Annotated in this window: 14 protein-coding genes and 1 tRNA gene; 5 read left to right on the top strand and 10 right to left on the bottom strand. The window is 61.1% G+C overall.

What is annotated here, in order from left to right; all coding sequences use genetic code 11:
* Positions 1 to 266: 266 nt before the first annotated feature.
* Positions 267 to 524 carry a hypothetical protein gene (locus tag CHB73_RS04890; RefSeq protein WP_089272687.1) on the bottom strand — a complete coding sequence of 86 codons (258 nt, stop codon included), beginning with the start codon at positions 522 to 524 and terminating at the stop codon, positions 267 to 269.
* A 163-nt stretch (positions 525 to 687) separates the two neighbouring features.
* Between CHB73_RS04890 and CHB73_RS04885 the strand changes: the two genes are divergently transcribed.
* Entirely contained in the window at positions 688 to 1,569 is an 882-nt protein-coding gene (locus tag CHB73_RS04885) for a LysR family transcriptional regulator (protein ID WP_089272685.1), read from the top strand.
* Positions 1,570 to 1,576: 7 nt separating this feature from the next.
* On the opposite strand, the gene CHB73_RS04880 is transcribed toward CHB73_RS04885, so the two are convergent.
* Entirely contained in the window at positions 1,577 to 2,245 is a 669-nt protein-coding gene (locus CHB73_RS04880; RefSeq protein WP_089272683.1) for a FecR family protein, read from the bottom strand.
* A 173-nt stretch (positions 2,246 to 2,418) separates the two neighbouring features.
* On the opposite strand from CHB73_RS04880, the gene CHB73_RS04875 reads away from it, so the two are divergent.
* A complete protein-coding gene (locus CHB73_RS04875; RefSeq protein ID WP_089272681.1) occupies positions 2,419 to 4,668 on the top strand; it encodes a DUF3536 domain-containing protein in 2,250 nt (749 codons plus the stop codon).
* Between the two features lie 70 nt (positions 4,669 to 4,738).
* Positions 4,739 to 5,371 (top strand): DedA family protein, encoded by a 633-nt coding sequence (locus CHB73_RS04870; protein ID WP_089272679.1) that lies wholly within the window; start codon positions 4,739 to 4,741, stop codon positions 5,369 to 5,371.
* 85 nt (positions 5,372 to 5,456) lie between these two features.
* Here the strand turns inward: CHB73_RS04870 and CHB73_RS04865 are convergent, their stop codons facing one another.
* Positions 5,457 to 7,550 carry a methyl-accepting chemotaxis protein gene (locus CHB73_RS04865; RefSeq protein WP_089272677.1) on the bottom strand — a complete coding sequence of 698 codons (2,094 nt, stop codon included), beginning with the start codon at positions 7,548 to 7,550 and terminating at the stop codon, positions 5,457 to 5,459.
* 297 nt (positions 7,551 to 7,847) lie between these two features.
* Between CHB73_RS04865 and CHB73_RS04860 the strand changes: the two genes are divergently transcribed.
* A tRNA-Ser gene (locus CHB73_RS04860) sits at positions 7,848 to 7,937 on the top strand.
* A gap of 87 nt (positions 7,938 to 8,024) precedes the next feature.
* Here CHB73_RS04860 and CHB73_RS04855 read toward each other — a convergent pair.
* The 3 genes from CHB73_RS04855 to CHB73_RS04845 all read right to left on the bottom strand — a co-directional run bounded on the left by CHB73_RS04855 (position 8,025) and on the right by CHB73_RS04845 (position 12,112).
* Complete coding sequence (locus CHB73_RS04855) at positions 8,025 to 10,280, bottom strand: discoidin domain-containing protein (RefSeq protein WP_089272675.1); 2,256 nt, start codon at positions 10,278 to 10,280, stop codon at positions 8,025 to 8,027.
* 267 nt (positions 10,281 to 10,547) lie between these two features.
* Positions 10,548 to 11,366 carry a glycosyltransferase family 2 protein gene (locus tag CHB73_RS04850; RefSeq protein WP_179216903.1) on the bottom strand — a complete coding sequence of 273 codons (819 nt, stop codon included), beginning with the start codon at positions 11,364 to 11,366 and terminating at the stop codon, positions 10,548 to 10,550.
* A 185-nt stretch (positions 11,367 to 11,551) separates the two neighbouring features.
* The gene (locus tag CHB73_RS04845; RefSeq protein WP_179216902.1) at positions 11,552 to 12,112 is read right to left on the bottom strand and encodes a TetR/AcrR family transcriptional regulator; all 561 of its coding nucleotides are present in this window, start codon (positions 12,110 to 12,112) and stop codon (positions 11,552 to 11,554) included.
* A gap of 338 nt (positions 12,113 to 12,450) precedes the next feature.
* Between CHB73_RS04845 and CHB73_RS04840 the strand changes: the two genes are divergently transcribed.
* The gene (locus CHB73_RS04840) at positions 12,451 to 12,618 is read left to right on the top strand and encodes a rubredoxin (RefSeq protein WP_089272669.1); all 168 of its coding nucleotides are present in this window, start codon (positions 12,451 to 12,453) and stop codon (positions 12,616 to 12,618) included.
* Between the two features lie 19 nt (positions 12,619 to 12,637).
* Here CHB73_RS04840 and CHB73_RS04835 read toward each other — a convergent pair whose 3' ends face one another.
* The 4 genes from CHB73_RS04835 to nikR are packed head-to-tail and all read right to left on the bottom strand — an operon-like array spanning position 12,638 to position 14,673.
* Positions 12,638 to 12,991: a flagellar basal body rod C-terminal domain-containing protein gene (locus CHB73_RS04835; RefSeq protein ID WP_089272667.1), complete on the bottom strand. Its 354-nt coding sequence runs from the start codon at positions 12,989 to 12,991 to the stop codon at positions 12,638 to 12,640.
* Positions 12,992 to 13,000: 9 nt separating this feature from the next.
* Entirely contained in the window at positions 13,001 to 13,414 is a 414-nt protein-coding gene (locus CHB73_RS04830; protein WP_089272665.1) for a hypothetical protein, read from the bottom strand.
* A 48-nt stretch (positions 13,415 to 13,462) separates the two neighbouring features.
* A complete protein-coding gene (gene folE2 / locus CHB73_RS04825) occupies positions 13,463 to 14,242 on the bottom strand; it encodes a GTP cyclohydrolase FolE2 (RefSeq protein ID WP_089273383.1) in 780 nt (259 codons plus the stop codon).
* Positions 14,243 to 14,253: 11 nt separating this feature from the next.
* The gene (gene nikR, locus CHB73_RS04820; protein ID WP_089272663.1) at positions 14,254 to 14,673 is read right to left on the bottom strand and encodes a nickel-responsive transcriptional regulator NikR; all 420 of its coding nucleotides are present in this window, start codon (positions 14,671 to 14,673) and stop codon (positions 14,254 to 14,256) included.
* Between the last annotated feature and the right edge of the window lies 1 nt (position 14,674).

Below are 14,674 nucleotides of genomic sequence, written 5' to 3'. Positions count from 1 at the left end.
AAGTGCCCGTGTGTGCCTCCGGCGGCCAAGGGGCCTGTCCGGCCCCTTGGAACCCCGGATAGGGGAATACTGCAGCGTCGCCCTTTCCCGTTCACACGGGTCCAGGGGCGCGAAGCCCCTGGCCTGCGGAGCACGAAACTGGCACAATTGAGGAAAGATAAAGCGGCCCGGAGGGAGGTGCATCCCTCCGGGCCTTTCATTGTCCTGCCGGGTGAATGGGGAGGAGCGGGGACATCGGCCTCACCCGGCGGGTTGAGGGGGCAGGGCTAATCCCAGTACGCCGACCCGTATTCCAGATTCGACGCAACCGGGGCCGCGCACGCCGCGAGCTTACTCTCCAGCTCGCGCAGCTGCTCGGCGTTCACAGCCGCCTGCAGCGGCAGTTGCTCGACGACCGCGGGCGCAGCCACGGCGCCCTGCTCCGTCGAGGCGAGGGCGTCCAACCTGGCGCAGGCGGTGCTGACGAAAAGCATGACAAAAAAGCAGACACGGGCGAAGGCGAGGCTTGCTCTGTCAACTCTCATGGCGTGCTCCTCCTCTGCGAATGGACGGGTGTGGTCGGTGGCGGCTTCAAGCCGCCCACGGCGCAAATGTGCCACAAGCTGGCTTGTTGTAAATGTGAAAGATTTTGAGTAGACCTTCGTTTCTGACGAAGGCTGTATTTCCCCATTGCCTGGAGGAGACGCGATGTCCTTTGACCTGACCGATCTGCGTTTGTTCCTGAACATCGCGGACAGCGGCAGCATCACCGGAGGAGCGGAGCACTCGCACTTGGCATTGGCCTCGGCCAGCGCGCGCATCCGCAACATGGAGGAGCTTCTCGGCGTGCCGCTTCTGCTCCGCGGCCGACGGGGGGTAAAGCCTACGGAGGCGGGGCTCACGCTCGTGCATCACGGGCGCATCGTGCTGGACCAGTGGGAGCGTATGCTTGGTGATCTGGGCGAGTATGCGGCGGGTCTCCGGGGGCATGTGCGGCTTTTAAGCAACACCATCTCCATGACGGAATTCCTGCCCGCCCTGCTTACCGGCTATCTGGCCGAGCATCCCAACGTGAGCATCGACCTCAAGGAGCGTTTGTCCACGGAGATCGTGCAGGAGATCGTGGACGGCAAGGCGGATGTGGGGGTCATGGCCAAAAGCGCGGACACGGGAGCGCTGGAGATTTTTCCCTGCCGCAAACTCAGCTTCGTGCTGGTGACCCCGCCGGGGCACCCCCTGGACGGACGCAGCCAGGCGGCCTTCGGCGAGGCGCTCAAGTATGATTTCGTCGGCCTGGCGGAGGACAGTCCGCTGCAGCGCTTTCTGGAAGGGCACGCGGCCCGGCTGGGCAGGGAGATGAGCTACAGGGTGCGTCTGCGCGACTTCTATGCCGTGGGCGACATGGTATCCCGCGGCATTGGCGTGGCGGTAATGCCGGAAACCGCGGCCGAGCGTTGCCGCGAGACCCGCGACATCCGCGTGGTGCGCCTCACCGATTCCTGGGTGACCCGCAACATGGTCCTGTGCGTACGGCACTTCGATGAGCTGCCCGTGCACGTGCGCGAGCTGGTGGAAAGCCTGCGGTCGTAAGGCGCGGCTATTTGCCGAAGGCCACCGTGCGCAGCGCGCGTTCGCGGCGGTCCGGGCTCCACATGGATGGGGCCGGAGGCGGAGCGGCTCGCGAACTCAGGCTCAGCCCCTCCATGGGCCGCGTGATCTCCGTTCGCCCACCATCGGTGACCACGGAGACGCCCTTGCCCGAGACAAGCAGCACGTCCAGCTCCCCCTCGAGCAGAAGCCCGGCCCAGAAGTCCGCGCCAAGAACCCCCACGACCCCAAGCGGAGTCGCCACCTCGAACGCCACCTCGCGCGTCGCCTCCATGCCGCCGGTGACCAGGCGGAAGCTCCCCTTGTCCAGCTTGAACAGCACGCCGCCGCCCCGCCGTCCAAGCCCATAGCGCTCCACGCCGAACACCGTGTCCGCTCCCAGGGCAAGCCGGGTTTCGTCCAGCAGGACAATCTCCAGCCTTGAGCCGGGACCGGTCTTGAGCACGTCATCGCGGCCGACGAGGGAATTGCGCTCCAGGGCGCGCAGGTTGGCTCCGCGCACGGCGAAGGAAAGCCCCTGGGCGCGGCTCACGTGCCCGATGGACTCCACATCCGCAGCATAGGCCCCAAGGGAAAAAGCTGCGCACAGAAGCAGGCCGGCGAGCGCGGCTGCGAGGCCAGCCCGGAACGGAGCGCGTCTTGACGGGGAGTCGGGCATGGGCGGCCTCCTGGCGGCGGGGGTTGCGGGGGTCCAATGCTATGCCGGACATAATCCGTATGAGGGGAAATGTCGACCAGCCGCAGCGCAAGGTTCACGCTCTTCGTCCCCTTGCCCCGGTTCGCCGGGCAGGGTAGGAGGTGCATGGACAGCCAACCGCCAAGGGGGTCGCCATGAACGCCGACAACGGAAAGAAGCTCTGCATACACGGCCATTTCTACCAACCCCCCAGGGAAGACCCCTGGATGGACACCATTTTTCCAGAGGGCAGCGCCGCCCCGGTCGCGCACTGGAACGAACGCATCTGCGCCGAGAGCTACGCCCCCCTGGCCTGGGCCAGGCGGCTGGACGGCCAGGGCCAAATCATAGAAATCATGAACTGTTTCGAATACATGAGCTTTAATTTCGGCCCCACGCTGCTGCGCTGGATGGAGCATGGCGCCCCTGAAACGTACGCCCGCGTGCTGGAGGGCGACCGCGCCAGCCGCGAACGCCTGGGGCACGGCAACGCCATCGCGCAGATCTACCACCACGTCATCATGCCGCTGGCCACGGACCTGGACAAGCGCGCGGAAATCGCCTGGGCACTTTCGGACTTCGAGGCACGCTTCAAGCGCCCGGCAGAGGGCATGTGGCTCTCCGAGGCGGCCGTGGACAGCCGCACCCTGGAGCTGCTCGCCCAGGCGGGCGTGCGCTTCACCATCCTGGCCCCGCGCCAGGCGCGCGAGGTTGCCGATGTTGGACAGGAGAACTGGTCCCCCGCCCATGAAGGCGACCTGGACATCCGTGAACCCTACCTGGTGGAATTGCCGGAAGGGCGCAGCATCGCCGTATACTTTTACAACGGCCCCCTTTCCCAGGCCGTGGCCTTCGAGGGGTTGCTGCGGCACGGGGACATGTTCTGGGGGCGCCTTTCCTCCATGACCGGCGAGGGGCTGCTCGCCCTGGCCACGGACGGCGAAACCTACGGGCACCACTTCAAGTTCGGGGAAATGGCCCTGGCCTTCGCCCTGTCCCAGGCCCGGGCCGGGGCGGAAGGGGTGGCGCTGACCAACTACGCCGCCTACCTGGCGCAGAACCCGCCCCGGCGGCGGGTGCGCATCCACGAGAACAGCTCCTGGAGCTGCGTCCACGGGGTGGAGCGCTGGCGGTCGGACTGCGGCTGCTGCGCCGAACACCGCCCCGGCTGGAACCAAAGCTGGCGCGGCCCGCTGCGCGACGGGCTGAACGCCGTCAAGGCCCGCATCGACGCGCACTACGCGAACCTGGGGGCCAGGCTCTTCCGCGATGCGGAGGACGCGCTGGTATCGTACGGACGCGTGCTCTCCGGCCTGGAAAGCGAGGCGGACTTCGCCCAGGCGCACATGCGCCCTGGACTCACCGCGGCCAAGCAGGACACGGCCTGGAAACTGCTCACCATGCAGAAGTGGGCCCTGTCCTCCTTCGCCAGTTGCGCCTGGTTCTTCGATGACTTGGGGCGCATCGAACCGTTGAACGCCCTGACCTTCGCGCTGCGCGCCATGCAGCTTGCCCAGCGCACCGGCCTGGACGATCTGGAGCCGCTGTTGCTTTCGCACATCGGCCAGGCCAGCAGCAACGACCCGGCTCTGGGCAGCGGGCACGACCTGTGGAACCAGGAGGTTCGGCCGCGCCGCGAGAGCGCGGAGACCATCCTGGCCCAGGCGCTCATTCGCCTGTGGGCCGAGGGACGCCTGCCCGCCGTCGGTGACGAGGCCTCCGTGACCTGGCCGGGGCTTGGCGTGCGGGTGCGCGCGGAAGCCCAGGGCGGACAGGGCGCGCGCAGCGGCCGGGCCAGCATCACCTGGACCAGGGAGAGCGGCGCGGACGAACACGCCTGGGCCTGGGAGCTGCCCGAGGGCGGAGACCCCTTCGCCGGGTGCGTGCGCGTGGATGGAACGGCGGCCAAGTGCATTCCCGCCGCCTACATTCCATGGGGCAAGCGGCAGGCCCTGGCCCTGGCCTGGGTGCGCCGCGTGGAGGAAGAAAGCTGGACCCAGCAGGTCGCGGAGTCCCAACTGGGGGCGCACCTGTTCCTGCCCTTCCGCGAGGCCCAGCAGACCCAGACCGGCGGCGAATGCTGGGATCGTCTTTGGTCCGCCCTGGCCTGGCAGTGGATCATGGGAGAAGTGCCCGCCGCGAGGGATTTCCTCGCCTTCCTCAAGGACAGGGGCCGCGAGCACCCGGAGCGGGGGCTGCTGTCCCAACGCGTGGGCCGCGAACTTGTGCGCCTGCTGAACGCCCCCGCCCCGGACTGCCGCAACGTGCGCAGGATGCTCGAACACGCCGCCGGAGTGGGGCTTGAACCGAACCTGTTCGCCGCGCAAAACCTGTACTGGGAACGCCTCAAGGACGAGCCATCCGCCTGCGCCGCGGGCCTGGCTCTGGGGTTTGCGCCGCGCTGACGCCGCTTGCCCTTACGCCCTTGCCGGGGTAGAGCCCCGGAACGCCACACACCAGACGGAGGATCATCGCGTGCTCACAGAAGCCATTTCACATTTCGCCATTACCGTGCTGGAGACCACCGGCTACGCCGGGGCCGCCCTGCTCATGGCGCTGGAAAGCATGATCGCCCCCGTGCCCAGCGAGGCCGTGATGCCCTTCGTGGGCTTCCTGGTGGCCGACGGGAAGTGGGGAATGTTCGAGGCGCTTCTGGTCACCAGCGCAGGCTCCTTCTTCGGCTCCTACATCTCCTACCTCATGGGCTACTATGGGGGCAGACCCTTCGTGCTCAAGGTGGGCAAATACCTCCTGCTGGACGTGCACGACCTGGAGATGACCGAGCGTTTCTTCCAGCGCAAGGGCAGCTCCTGGACGCTGTTCGCCAGCCGCTTCATCCCGGTGGTGCGGCACCTGGTGTCCATTCCGGCCGGCATCGGGAAAATGCGCTTCTGGCCCTTCGCCATCGCCACCACGGCCGGGGCCACCCTGTGGAACGGCTTTCTGCTCTACTGCGGCTTCAAGCTGCGCGAGAACTGGGAAATGGTCCACGCCTATCGCCATCAGTTCGATGGGCTCATCGTCGGCATGTTGGCGCTCACCATCGCCTGGTATGTCTGGTACAAGCTCAAGCGCAGGCGCGCCATGCGGGCGGAGTCGGCCGAATAGCGCAGGTTCTGGCTGCAACCAAAATCCCCCGGCGGTCCACCTTGGACCGCCGGGGGATTTTTTTTGCGCTCGTGCGCCAACGCGCCTACGGGAAGACGATCTCGGCCCGGGCGGTCTCGGCGTCCTGCACCTGCACGGTGATCTCCGCGCGGGTCTTGTAGAACTCGGCCGCGCCGCGCAGAATGCCCTCGAAATAGTGCTGGTAGCCCCGGCGCGACTTGTAGATCATGGTCAGCTTCTTGCCGCGGTCCTCGTAGCTGAAGCGCGGCGGCACGATGCCGGGCAAAGCCTTGGTCAGATCCGCGTGGGTCTGGTTCATGGTCAGCAGGAAGTCCTTCAAGTTGCCGGCCTTGAAGTAGGGCTTGTACATCTTGTGGAACTGGCCGATGGTGTAGCGTCCCAGCTCGACAAAAACCGACCGCTCCTCCTTGCCGGTCTCGCGGGCGACAATTTCGGCCATCTGGCGGAGCACCTGGTCCGGATAGCTGCTGGTGGGCAGGAACATGGGGTTGCCCATGGTCTCGTTCACCTTGGCCAGCACGGCCTGCCCGTATTTGACGCCCACGAAATCGTGCATCAGCTTGGGCAGAATGCCTTTCATCTGTCCGCTGGAGCTGCGCAAGCGGCTCTCGTCGGTCTTGGTGGCGCTGAAGGTCATGGACAGCTGCAACAGGTTCTGGGCCAGCTCGGCCAGTTCCCGCGTGGCCGAGGCCGACTGGTCCGCCCCCTCCTCCGCCTCTTTGGCGATGCCCGCGATGTCCTCGATGTTCCGGTTGATCTCCTCTGCGGCCGAGGACTGCTCCTCTGCGGCAGTGGCGATCTGCGCCACACGGGCGGTCACGTCGTCGATGCGGCGCATGATCTCTTCCAGGGCCTGTCCCGTGCGGTTGGAAAGCTCCGTGCTCACCTCCACCTGCTGCTCGGTCTCGCGCATGGTGGAAACGGCGTTGTGGCTGCGCTCCTGTATCTCGCGGATGGAGTTCTCGACCTCCTTGGTGGCGGTCATGGTCTTTTCCGCGAGCTTGCGCACCTCGTCGGCCACCACGGCGAAGCCCCGGCCCGCATCGCCCGCGCGCGCGGCCTCAATGGCGGCGTTCAAGGCCAGCAGGTTGGTCTGGTCGGCAATGTCGTTGATGACGTTGATGATGCGGTCGATCTCGGCGGCCTGGGAATTGAGCTGTTCCAGCACCTGCGCCAGTTTGCGGGAACTCTCGGCCACCTGGTTGATGCCGGTCACGCTTTCCCGCACAAGCGCCACGCCGTCGCCGGCCGCCTTGCTCGCCGTGGACGCGGCCTCTGAGGACTGGGTGGCGTTCTGCGCCACCTCAAGCACGGTGGCGGTCATCTGCTCCATGGCGGTGGAGACGCTTTCGGTCTGCGCCTTTTGGCGATTGGCGCCCTTGGCCTGCTCGTCGGCGCTGGCGGAGAGCTCCTCCGAGGCGCTGGCCACGCGCTGCGCCAGGTCGTTGATGGAGTTGCCCACCCGCATGGCCTGCTCCTGCTGCTTCTGCAGGGTGCGCTGCTGCTCCTTCACCTCGGCAAGATCCGTCAAGCAGACCACCGCGCCGAGCACCTCGCCCCCAACCCCGCGAAAGCAGTTCACTATGGCCAGCACGTCGGCGGAACGGCCGTCCCAGAAATCAAGGCGCACCTCCTGGGAGACGTCCTTTTTTTCGGAGATGACCCGCTCGGTTATGGACACGCCCTTCTTGTTATAAAACGCCTCGGACACGGTTTTTCCCTGCACGTCGGCCTCGGTCTTCTTGAGCAGGCCGAGCATGGACTTGCTGACGTGGGTGATGACGCCGCCCGCATCGCACAGGAGGAACGGGGTTCCCACGGCCTGCACCGCGCCCCGGTAGAACTCGCGGCGACGCATGTTGTACTCCAGCGCCTCGCTCACCAAGGCGGGCAGTTCCCCGTGCTCCCGCCAGCCACGCACCTCGTCGAAAAGAAAGTCGCGCTTGCGGGACATGATGCGTTCCAGCCCGGCCTTGAGCTGCTCGGCTCCGCCCCCCTGTTTGGAGGCCAGGTACCCACCCAGCCCCAGGCAGATGACCGACATGCCCAGCGCCGCGTAGAGATTGGCGGAAAAAAATGTTCCCAGAATCAGGACCGAGCCGACGACGCCAATGGCCCACAGGGCTGGCGCCGGAGGAATCTGCTGCTGCGACTTCATTCTGCGCTCCTTGGGGGAAACGACATATGTGCAAGGCGTATGGTGCAATGCTCTTCGGCCGCGCTGAAAGGCATCTTTACCACCCTTGCATTTCATCAAAATCATCGAGCATTGGCAAGGCAAAAGGCAAGTCGCCAATTTCCCCGAAAACGTACCGGCCGCATTGACTTGACCGCGGCGTTTTGGCACCTACTGTCTCGCGCAGGGACGGAGGCAGACAGCGGCCCCTGCGCGCAGACGCACATGCGGCCGAGCAGCCCCGGCTGTGAGGAAAAGCTCTGCAAATAGTGCTTTTTGGGAGACGTGCCAGAGCGGTTTAATGGATCGGTCTTGAAAACCGACGAAGGTGCAAGCCTTCCGTGAGTTCGAATCTCACCGTCTCCGCCATACAAACAAACGGCCCCCAATTGGGGGCCGTTTTCATTATGCCAAGCTTACGAAGCGGAAGCGTTCCAGCGGCCCCAAGCAATCCCCTTACTCAAAACGCAAACCTCTTAGGGTAAGCCAGTCTTTATTCCCACAATTCGACAAAATGACAATTCGAACATGCTTCACGTCAGAGCATCTTTCGACGTTGACAACATGCCAATCGCCAGAAGTCGAAGCACGCACATCTCCAGAAGCGCCTATCTGCTGCCAACAAGTGCCATCATCACTTTTATACAGCGCTACAGATTTCGGAGCTCGATCAGCATTTCCTTCTTGCGGCAAAAATGAGACCGTTGAAAAAGAAATGCCCATCTTGAATTGTACCGTTACTGTTTGTGGATACGTTGGAGTTCGCTGGGAATGCCATCCCGGTTGTTCTGCGTCCAAAAGACCCTTGGGAGAATAGTCCTGACACTGCGAACTCGCAGTTATGGTTGGTTCCAATACATCATACACCCTGAATAAATACTGCTTCCTCCCGTCGAGATCGAATTCCTTGACAATTGCAAGCCCAGGGAGAGCATTGGCCCCTTGGGTTCTGATCATGTCCAAAACATCTGTTATGAAAAACGTATGCGATTGCAGTCTATCACGCGTAACGGGATCAGCAATTGGATTGTCCAAATCCTCCAACAAAACATAATTAAATTTCTGCTTATGCAATCGTCCAACTACCGCAAGATACGGCTCGTACTTCGTATAGCCCCACAGGGTTCCAAATTGAAGAGTCGGAGCCATTTCCAAAGCAAAATATCGCAAGCTTTCAGCCTGGTAGAGAACCTTATCAGTAAACATGCCGAGCGAAAAAACAGCAATTTTGGCGTTCTTCACGCCAAGTGAGTTAATTGCCTTGATTACATCAGAATCGCGCCCAATATATGTCCGTGGTTCACGTATGCCGAAGCTTCCATAATACTTTTCCAAATATGTTTTCGTGCCAGCAAGAGATGCACGACCACTGGCGACAGCGAACACTGCGACCGTTTGAATCGCAAACAGCAAAACCAAAATCGTCCAAATTGCGGAACTCAAAATCTTAGAGTTGAACCGAGTATAGGCAACATAATATGAAGTGCTAAAAAAGAAAAATATCATTCCAAGAAAAATGCGCCGGCTATCGCTTGTGCCTGTGACCGAATATGCAACAAGCATTGGAAAAACACTCAACAGCAAAGCAAATAGCCAATAGCATGTCCATGATTCATTTTTCAACCCTTGATTCGAATTATAGTTTATCGCAAAAGCTAAAATTGCAGAAAAAGCTAAACATACAGTCAACGCATACCCGTAAACGTTAGTAACATCATTCAAAATAAGCAAAATATTTCGAGAAAGATTGATTTGATCATTTGTCTGTGCACCGCCACCAAATGAATTATCATACGCCCAAAACAAAATATTCATTGCGTAAAATATCATCCACACGCTTAACACTAGAGACAAAAACAAAAAAAAATTTCGCAATGGAAAAGTGGACATCGCCACATCTTTTCGCTCAATCCTCCTTGAAACAGCAGAGTGGCGCTTATTTATATTAAAATACTTTGCGACAAGGATGAACAATATGGAAGTAAAAGCCACAAACAGAAAACCAATATATATATTCAATCCATACCAGCTGACAAGGGAACATCCAAAAACAGAGACAAACAAGACAAAACAATTTATTGCAAATTGACACAACACAATCTTTTTATTCCTGAAAAGATAAAAGAAATAGACAGCGAGTGCAGGAGCTAACAAAACCACACTTTCAATAGGCCTGGCGAGTATTGTTAACGCCAAGGCCATACCGGAAGCAGTACAATTAAATAGATTTTGAAAATCATTAGAGCGTAAAATAAAATACAAAAATGACGCAAACCACATGTGCCATACAATTTCTGGCATAAACTGCGTGTGTATACTAAAAACAAATGGAGACGTAGTAATTATGCAAGTTAACAACGCAGATTTCAGATAATCAAGCTTATATGAAAAAGCAAAAAAATAAATAAGACATGTTGCTATTTGCACAAGCACAACGAATGTTGCAGTCGGCAAAATTGGAGAGACATGAAACAAAGGCACAAATGGTGTTGCGAAAACCGAGAATAGTACCGGTCTACCTCCAGAATGAAATGTAAAATGAAGGCCTTGAATCACACCTTCCTTGAATTTTAAAAAGGTCATATATGAAGTCGCAAAAATGCTTCCGCCATCTGCCAACGGTAGCTCATTATTAGTAATCTGCCATAATACCTGAAGAATCACGGGTATAAATACAATTGTAACTGAGACAACCTTCCTTACAGTAAACATAGCGCCCCCCTAGACCTAGAAAACAACAATAAATACAGAAGGTAATCAAAATCAAAGACACAAAAAGCACTATCCTTTAAATCATTTATTACAATCATTTTAAACTCATGAATTCGCCTGACAAAATCAACCATTAACACACAAAAAAGGGCTTCATCGCACAAAATGGGCACCGCTGCGGGTAAGGTCACACAATACTGTGTCATTCGCATCCACCGGACTTTTCAAATAATGCCCAACGAGCTTGGTCCCCCCGCTTTGCCCCCCCTACCGTCCCGCATGTTCGCGCAGCACCGGGATAAGCCCGCGGCCCATGTGGTCGGGCGCGCCGGAGAGCACGCCCCGCGCCCACGCAATGGTCCAGGACGGGAAGAAGCGCGCGTTGTCCAGCACGATGCGCGCCTTGGACGGGCCATCGTCCAGCCGAGCCTGAAGCGAAAAGTTGCCGCCATGCATCCGGTACAGATACAGCGGCTCGTCCACATGGACGAAGCGCGCGCCGAGCAGCGCAAGTTGGATCCAAAAGTCCCAGTCCTCGTAGGCCGTCGCCGCGCGAAACCGCGCCCCCCGGTCCCACAACTCCCGCACGAACAGCGCCGTCGGCGGCAGAATGTTCTGGTTGGCCAAAAGCAGCTTGTGGTAGGCCCGCAAACGCACCACGGAACGCGCGCCGCCTTCCTCCAACACATAATCGGCATAGGCCACGTCGACCCCGGCGCAGAGCGCTTCCAGGCTTCGCGGCAGAAAATCCGGCAGAAGCTCGTCGTCCGGGTCGAGGGTCAGCAGGGCGCGTCCCCGCGCCCGCGCAAGGCCGGCGTTGCGCACGGGGCCAGGTCGGCCCTGGCGGGGCAACTCCAGCACCGCCCAGGCCGCAAGCGGCATCGGTTCGAGCAACTGGCGGGCCAAGTCGGCGGAGCCGTCCGTGCTGGCATCGTCCGCAACGATAATTTCCACTTTGGAGAGGTCCATGCCTTGCGCGGAGATGGACCCAAGGCAACCGGGCAGAAAACGCGCGTAGTTGCGGCAGGGAATGACGATGGAGACCTCCGGGGGGAAGCTCCTGGAGTCGAAACACTCGTGCCGCATGGCGTCCTCATTGTTCGGGCCGCACCTCAGCGGCCGAGCATCACGGTGCAGCGTGGCGGGCACAGCACCGGCGGGATGTCCAAAAGCCGCTTCCCGATGAACAACCCCAACATCAGGCAAGTCGGCCAGACGGAGCGCACCGCGTCCGCCCACCGTTCTCTTCATCCTTCGCCGGAAGATGGCGCTCAAAAACCAGGGCCTTCCGGCCCATCCCCCTGACGCATCAAAATTTTGTCACACATTGCGGCGAGATGGTGTACGGCGTCGTAGTCGCGCTTGAACTCGTGGAGCATGAGCCGCCCCACGCCATGCAGCGAGCCGAGCAGCATGTACGCCAGCGCCTCCTTGTCCCCGGAAACGAACTCGCCCGCGCGTTCCCCCTGGGCAAGAATTCCCAGAATCCGCTCGTGCAGATGATCATAGAAACCTGCTGCCCCGGCGGCCGTGCCCCCGCTCTGGTACAAGAACTGCGCGTCCTCTGGGCTGCTGGCCAGAAAATCGAAATGGTGGCGGATGAGAGCGTGCAGCCGTTCACGGGCCGTTCCGGATCCCCCCGCCGGGGGAAGGTCCCGCATATAGCCGCTCTGCACCTCCTGGTCGATGGCCTGCACAAGACTGTCCTTATCCTTAAAATAATAGAACAAAAGCCCCTTCGCCACCCCGGCGCGGGCGGCAATCTCCGAAATGCTGGCGGCCTTGACCCCCTTTGCCGCGATGAGGCTCTTGGCGGACGCGAGCAGGGCCATGCGATTTCTCATCAATCCTCCGTGCTGGCCGATACATCATGAGTCACAGGTCAATCGCTTTCACGCGCAAGGCTGTCAAGCCCACAGGGGCCAGTTCTCCCAAATGAACACCGTTGAACGCAGCCAAACAGGACACCAATCTTGGATTAAAAAAACAGCGCCACAGGAAATGCGCGCACCACCACGGAGGCAAGCCGTGAAGCCACGGGAACAAATGGGGGCGAAACGATTGACCCCGGGCCGGGGGCTCTGTAGCTTCCGTCCATGCGGGCGCGGCGAGCGCCCGAAACGAAATGCCATCCCATCGGCCAGCGGCCGGTGCATTCGAGGAGATCCCCATGCGTTGCGCGTGTCTGAACTGCGGCTACATCTACGTTCCGGAAAAAGGCGATCCCAGCCAGGACATTGCTCCCGGCACCGAGGCCCGCGACCTGCCTCCCGAGTGGACCTGCCCCAAGTGCAAGTCCGACCAGGACAGCTTCGCCATGATGGAGGACGACGAGTAGAACGCGGCGGCCAGGCAGCCTAGACCACAAGATCGAGCAGATGCCCGGTGGTCTCCTCCGCCGCGCGGACCATGACGGCGTTGGCTTCGAAGGCCCGGGAGGTGGTGATGAGCCCGGTCATCTCGCGGGTGAGATCTACGCCCGAGACGGCCGGAGCACCTGGGGAGGACGAGGCCGCCGGGGAAGAGAAGTCCTGTTCGCGGCGCACATCGGCCACCTGCACGCCCTGCCCGCCTGGACCGTCGGCCAGGTCCGTCCGCAGCGGGCGGTAGCCCTCGGTGGAAACGTTGGCGATGTTGTGCGCGGTGGCGTCAAGCGAGGTTCCCAAAACCGAAAGCGCCTGTGCGCTGGTTCCCGCGGCGGAAATCCCCATATTCCCTCCCTAGGCCGTGCAGTCCACAATGGCGCCGACGTACGAGTCCACATAGGCCCGCGCCGCGAGGTTGGAGGCGAACGCCCGGTCCAGCTGGTTCTGGTCCAGGTATTCGTTGGCGCGCTCCGCCACGCTTCCCTGGGAGCTGGAGGCTACCGGGATGATGAGCCCGGAGTCGTAGTCCGTGGGGCTTCCCGCCACATGCAGGGGGGAGCCCGGCCCGCCGGGGGCGGTGGTGTTGGCGCTCAGCTCCGTGCTGTCAAGCAGGGGGGGATTCGTGCCGCCATGGAAGTCGTCTCGCTCCATGGAACGCACGTGCTGGGTGTCCTGGCTGGCGTTGACGATGTTCTCCGACGCCGCCATGGCGGAAAGGTCAAGGGCAGTTACTGCCTGCACATTCCACGAGGAGTCGATGCCGCTCATGGGTTCCCCCGTCGCCATCAGTCTGCATGAGATGGCGACGCATAGACTTTACCCCTGTTTCGCCGAACTTTCAATAGACGCCTGGGCCGAATGTCCATGGATGGACTCGTGGCTCTCCACTTCCACCTTGTACCAGGTGATGCGGGGATGCTCGGACAACCCCTTGGCCGCGGCGCGCACCACGTCTTCCACAAAGGCGGGGTTGGCGAAGGCCGCCTCGGTGACGAACTTCTCATCCTCCCGCTTGAGCAGGGTGTACACGGGCGAGGAACCCGAACGCTCGGCGATCTCGATCAGATCCTCCAGCCAGAGGAAGCCCTTGAACTTGGCGTTGATGCGCACGCTGGTGCGCTGGCTGTGCGCGCCCTCGTCGCTGATGGCCTTGGAGCAGGGGCACACGGTCATCACGGGAACATCCACGCCCAGGGTGAAGTCCAGCCGCCCGTTCTCCCACGCGCCGATGACCGAGCAGGGATAGCCCATGAGGCATTTTGCCCCGCTCTTGGGCGAAGACTGCCGCAAGAAGTAGGGAAAATCAAAACGGGCGTAGGCGCGCCGGGCCTCCAGCCGTACGGAGATGTCCGAGAGCAGCTTTTCCAGCGACGCGCGGGAAAGTTCCTCCTCCCAGTTTTCCAGGGCCTCCACGAAACGGCTCATGTGCGTGCCCTTGAAGGCCGCGGGCAAATCCACCGCCAGGTCCACACGGGCCACGGTGTGCTGCGTGCCGGATTGCCGGTCGCGCACCACGAGCGGCAGGTGCAAATCCTTCACTCCCACGCGGTCGATGGGCAGTTGGACCGGGGCAGGATGTTTCTGCACGTCCTCCATCGGCGCGGCCACTAATCGATCTCCTGGCCCGTGGTGGTAAGCACAAGATGCCCGTGCTTCACCCCCTTGGTGGAAATAAGCTTCTGTCCCAGGTGCTTGATGGTCTCTGCCGAGCCCTTGAGCACAAGCACCTCCAGGCAATTGTGGTGGTCCAGGTGCACATGCATGGTGGAGAGGATGACCTCGTGGCTGTCGTGCTGCAGTTCGGTGAGCTTCTGGGCCAGCCCGCTGGCGTGGTGGTCGTAGACAAGGGTCAGCGTGCCCGCCACCTCGCCATCGGAATCCTCCCACTGGCGCTGCACCAACATGCTGCGGATGAGGTCGCGGATGGCCTCGGAGCGGGTTTGGTAGCTTTTCTCCTTGCACAGGTCGTCGAACTTGTCCAACAGGTCGGAATCAAGCGACACGCCGAAGCGGATGGTCTCTCCCATG

This window comes from Humidesulfovibrio mexicanus (assembly GCF_900188225.1).
GTDB lineage: Bacteria > Desulfobacterota > Desulfovibrionia > Desulfovibrionales > Desulfovibrionaceae > Humidesulfovibrio > Humidesulfovibrio mexicanus.
The sequence above is the reverse complement of the archived record's forward strand: the minus strand, read 5'-3'. Positions and strand labels throughout refer to the sequence as shown.

Excerpts from the sequence above, each read along its gene's own strand:
- CHB73_RS04890 (WP_089272687.1), bottom strand. The coding sequence starts at position 524 with ATGAGAGTTGACAGAGCAAGCCTCGCCTTCGCCCGTGTCTGCTTTTTT.
- CHB73_RS04855 (WP_089272675.1), bottom strand. The coding sequence starts at position 10,280 with ATGTTTACTGTAAGGAAGGTTGTCTCAGTTACAATTGTATTTATACCC.
- CHB73_RS04830 (WP_089272665.1), bottom strand. The coding sequence starts at position 13,414 with ATGAGCGGCATCGACTCCTCGTGGAATGTGCAGGCAGTAACTGCCCTT.
- CHB73_RS04840 (WP_089272669.1), top strand. The coding sequence starts at position 12,451 with ATGCGTTGCGCGTGTCTGAACTGCGGCTACATCTACGTTCCGGAAAAA.
- CHB73_RS04835 (WP_089272667.1), bottom strand. The coding sequence starts at position 12,991 with ATGGGGATTTCCGCCGCGGGAACCAGCGCACAGGCGCTTTCGGTTTTG.
- CHB73_RS04865 (WP_089272677.1), bottom strand. The coding sequence starts at position 7,550 with ATGAAGTCGCAGCAGCAGATTCCTCCGGCGCCAGCCCTGTGGGCCATT.
- CHB73_RS04845 (WP_179216902.1), bottom strand. The coding sequence starts at position 12,112 with ATGGCCCTGCTCGCGTCCGCCAAGAGCCTCATCGCGGCAAAGGGGGTC.
- CHB73_RS04885 (WP_089272685.1), top strand. The coding sequence starts at position 688 with ATGTCCTTTGACCTGACCGATCTGCGTTTGTTCCTGAACATCGCGGAC.
- CHB73_RS04880 (WP_089272683.1), bottom strand. The coding sequence starts at position 2,245 with ATGCCCGACTCCCCGTCAAGACGCGCTCCGTTCCGGGCTGGCCTCGCA.
- folE2 (WP_089273383.1), bottom strand. The coding sequence starts at position 14,242 with ATGGAGGACGTGCAGAAACATCCTGCCCCGGTCCAACTGCCCATCGAC.
- CHB73_RS04850 (WP_179216903.1), bottom strand. The coding sequence starts at position 11,366 with ATGCGGCACGAGTGTTTCGACTCCAGGAGCTTCCCCCCGGAGGTCTCC.
- CHB73_RS04875 (WP_089272681.1), top strand. The coding sequence starts at position 2,419 with ATGAACGCCGACAACGGAAAGAAGCTCTGCATACACGGCCATTTCTAC.
- nikR (WP_089272663.1), bottom strand. The coding sequence starts at position 14,673 with ATGGGAGAGACCATCCGCTTCGGCGTGTCGCTTGATTCCGACCTGTTG.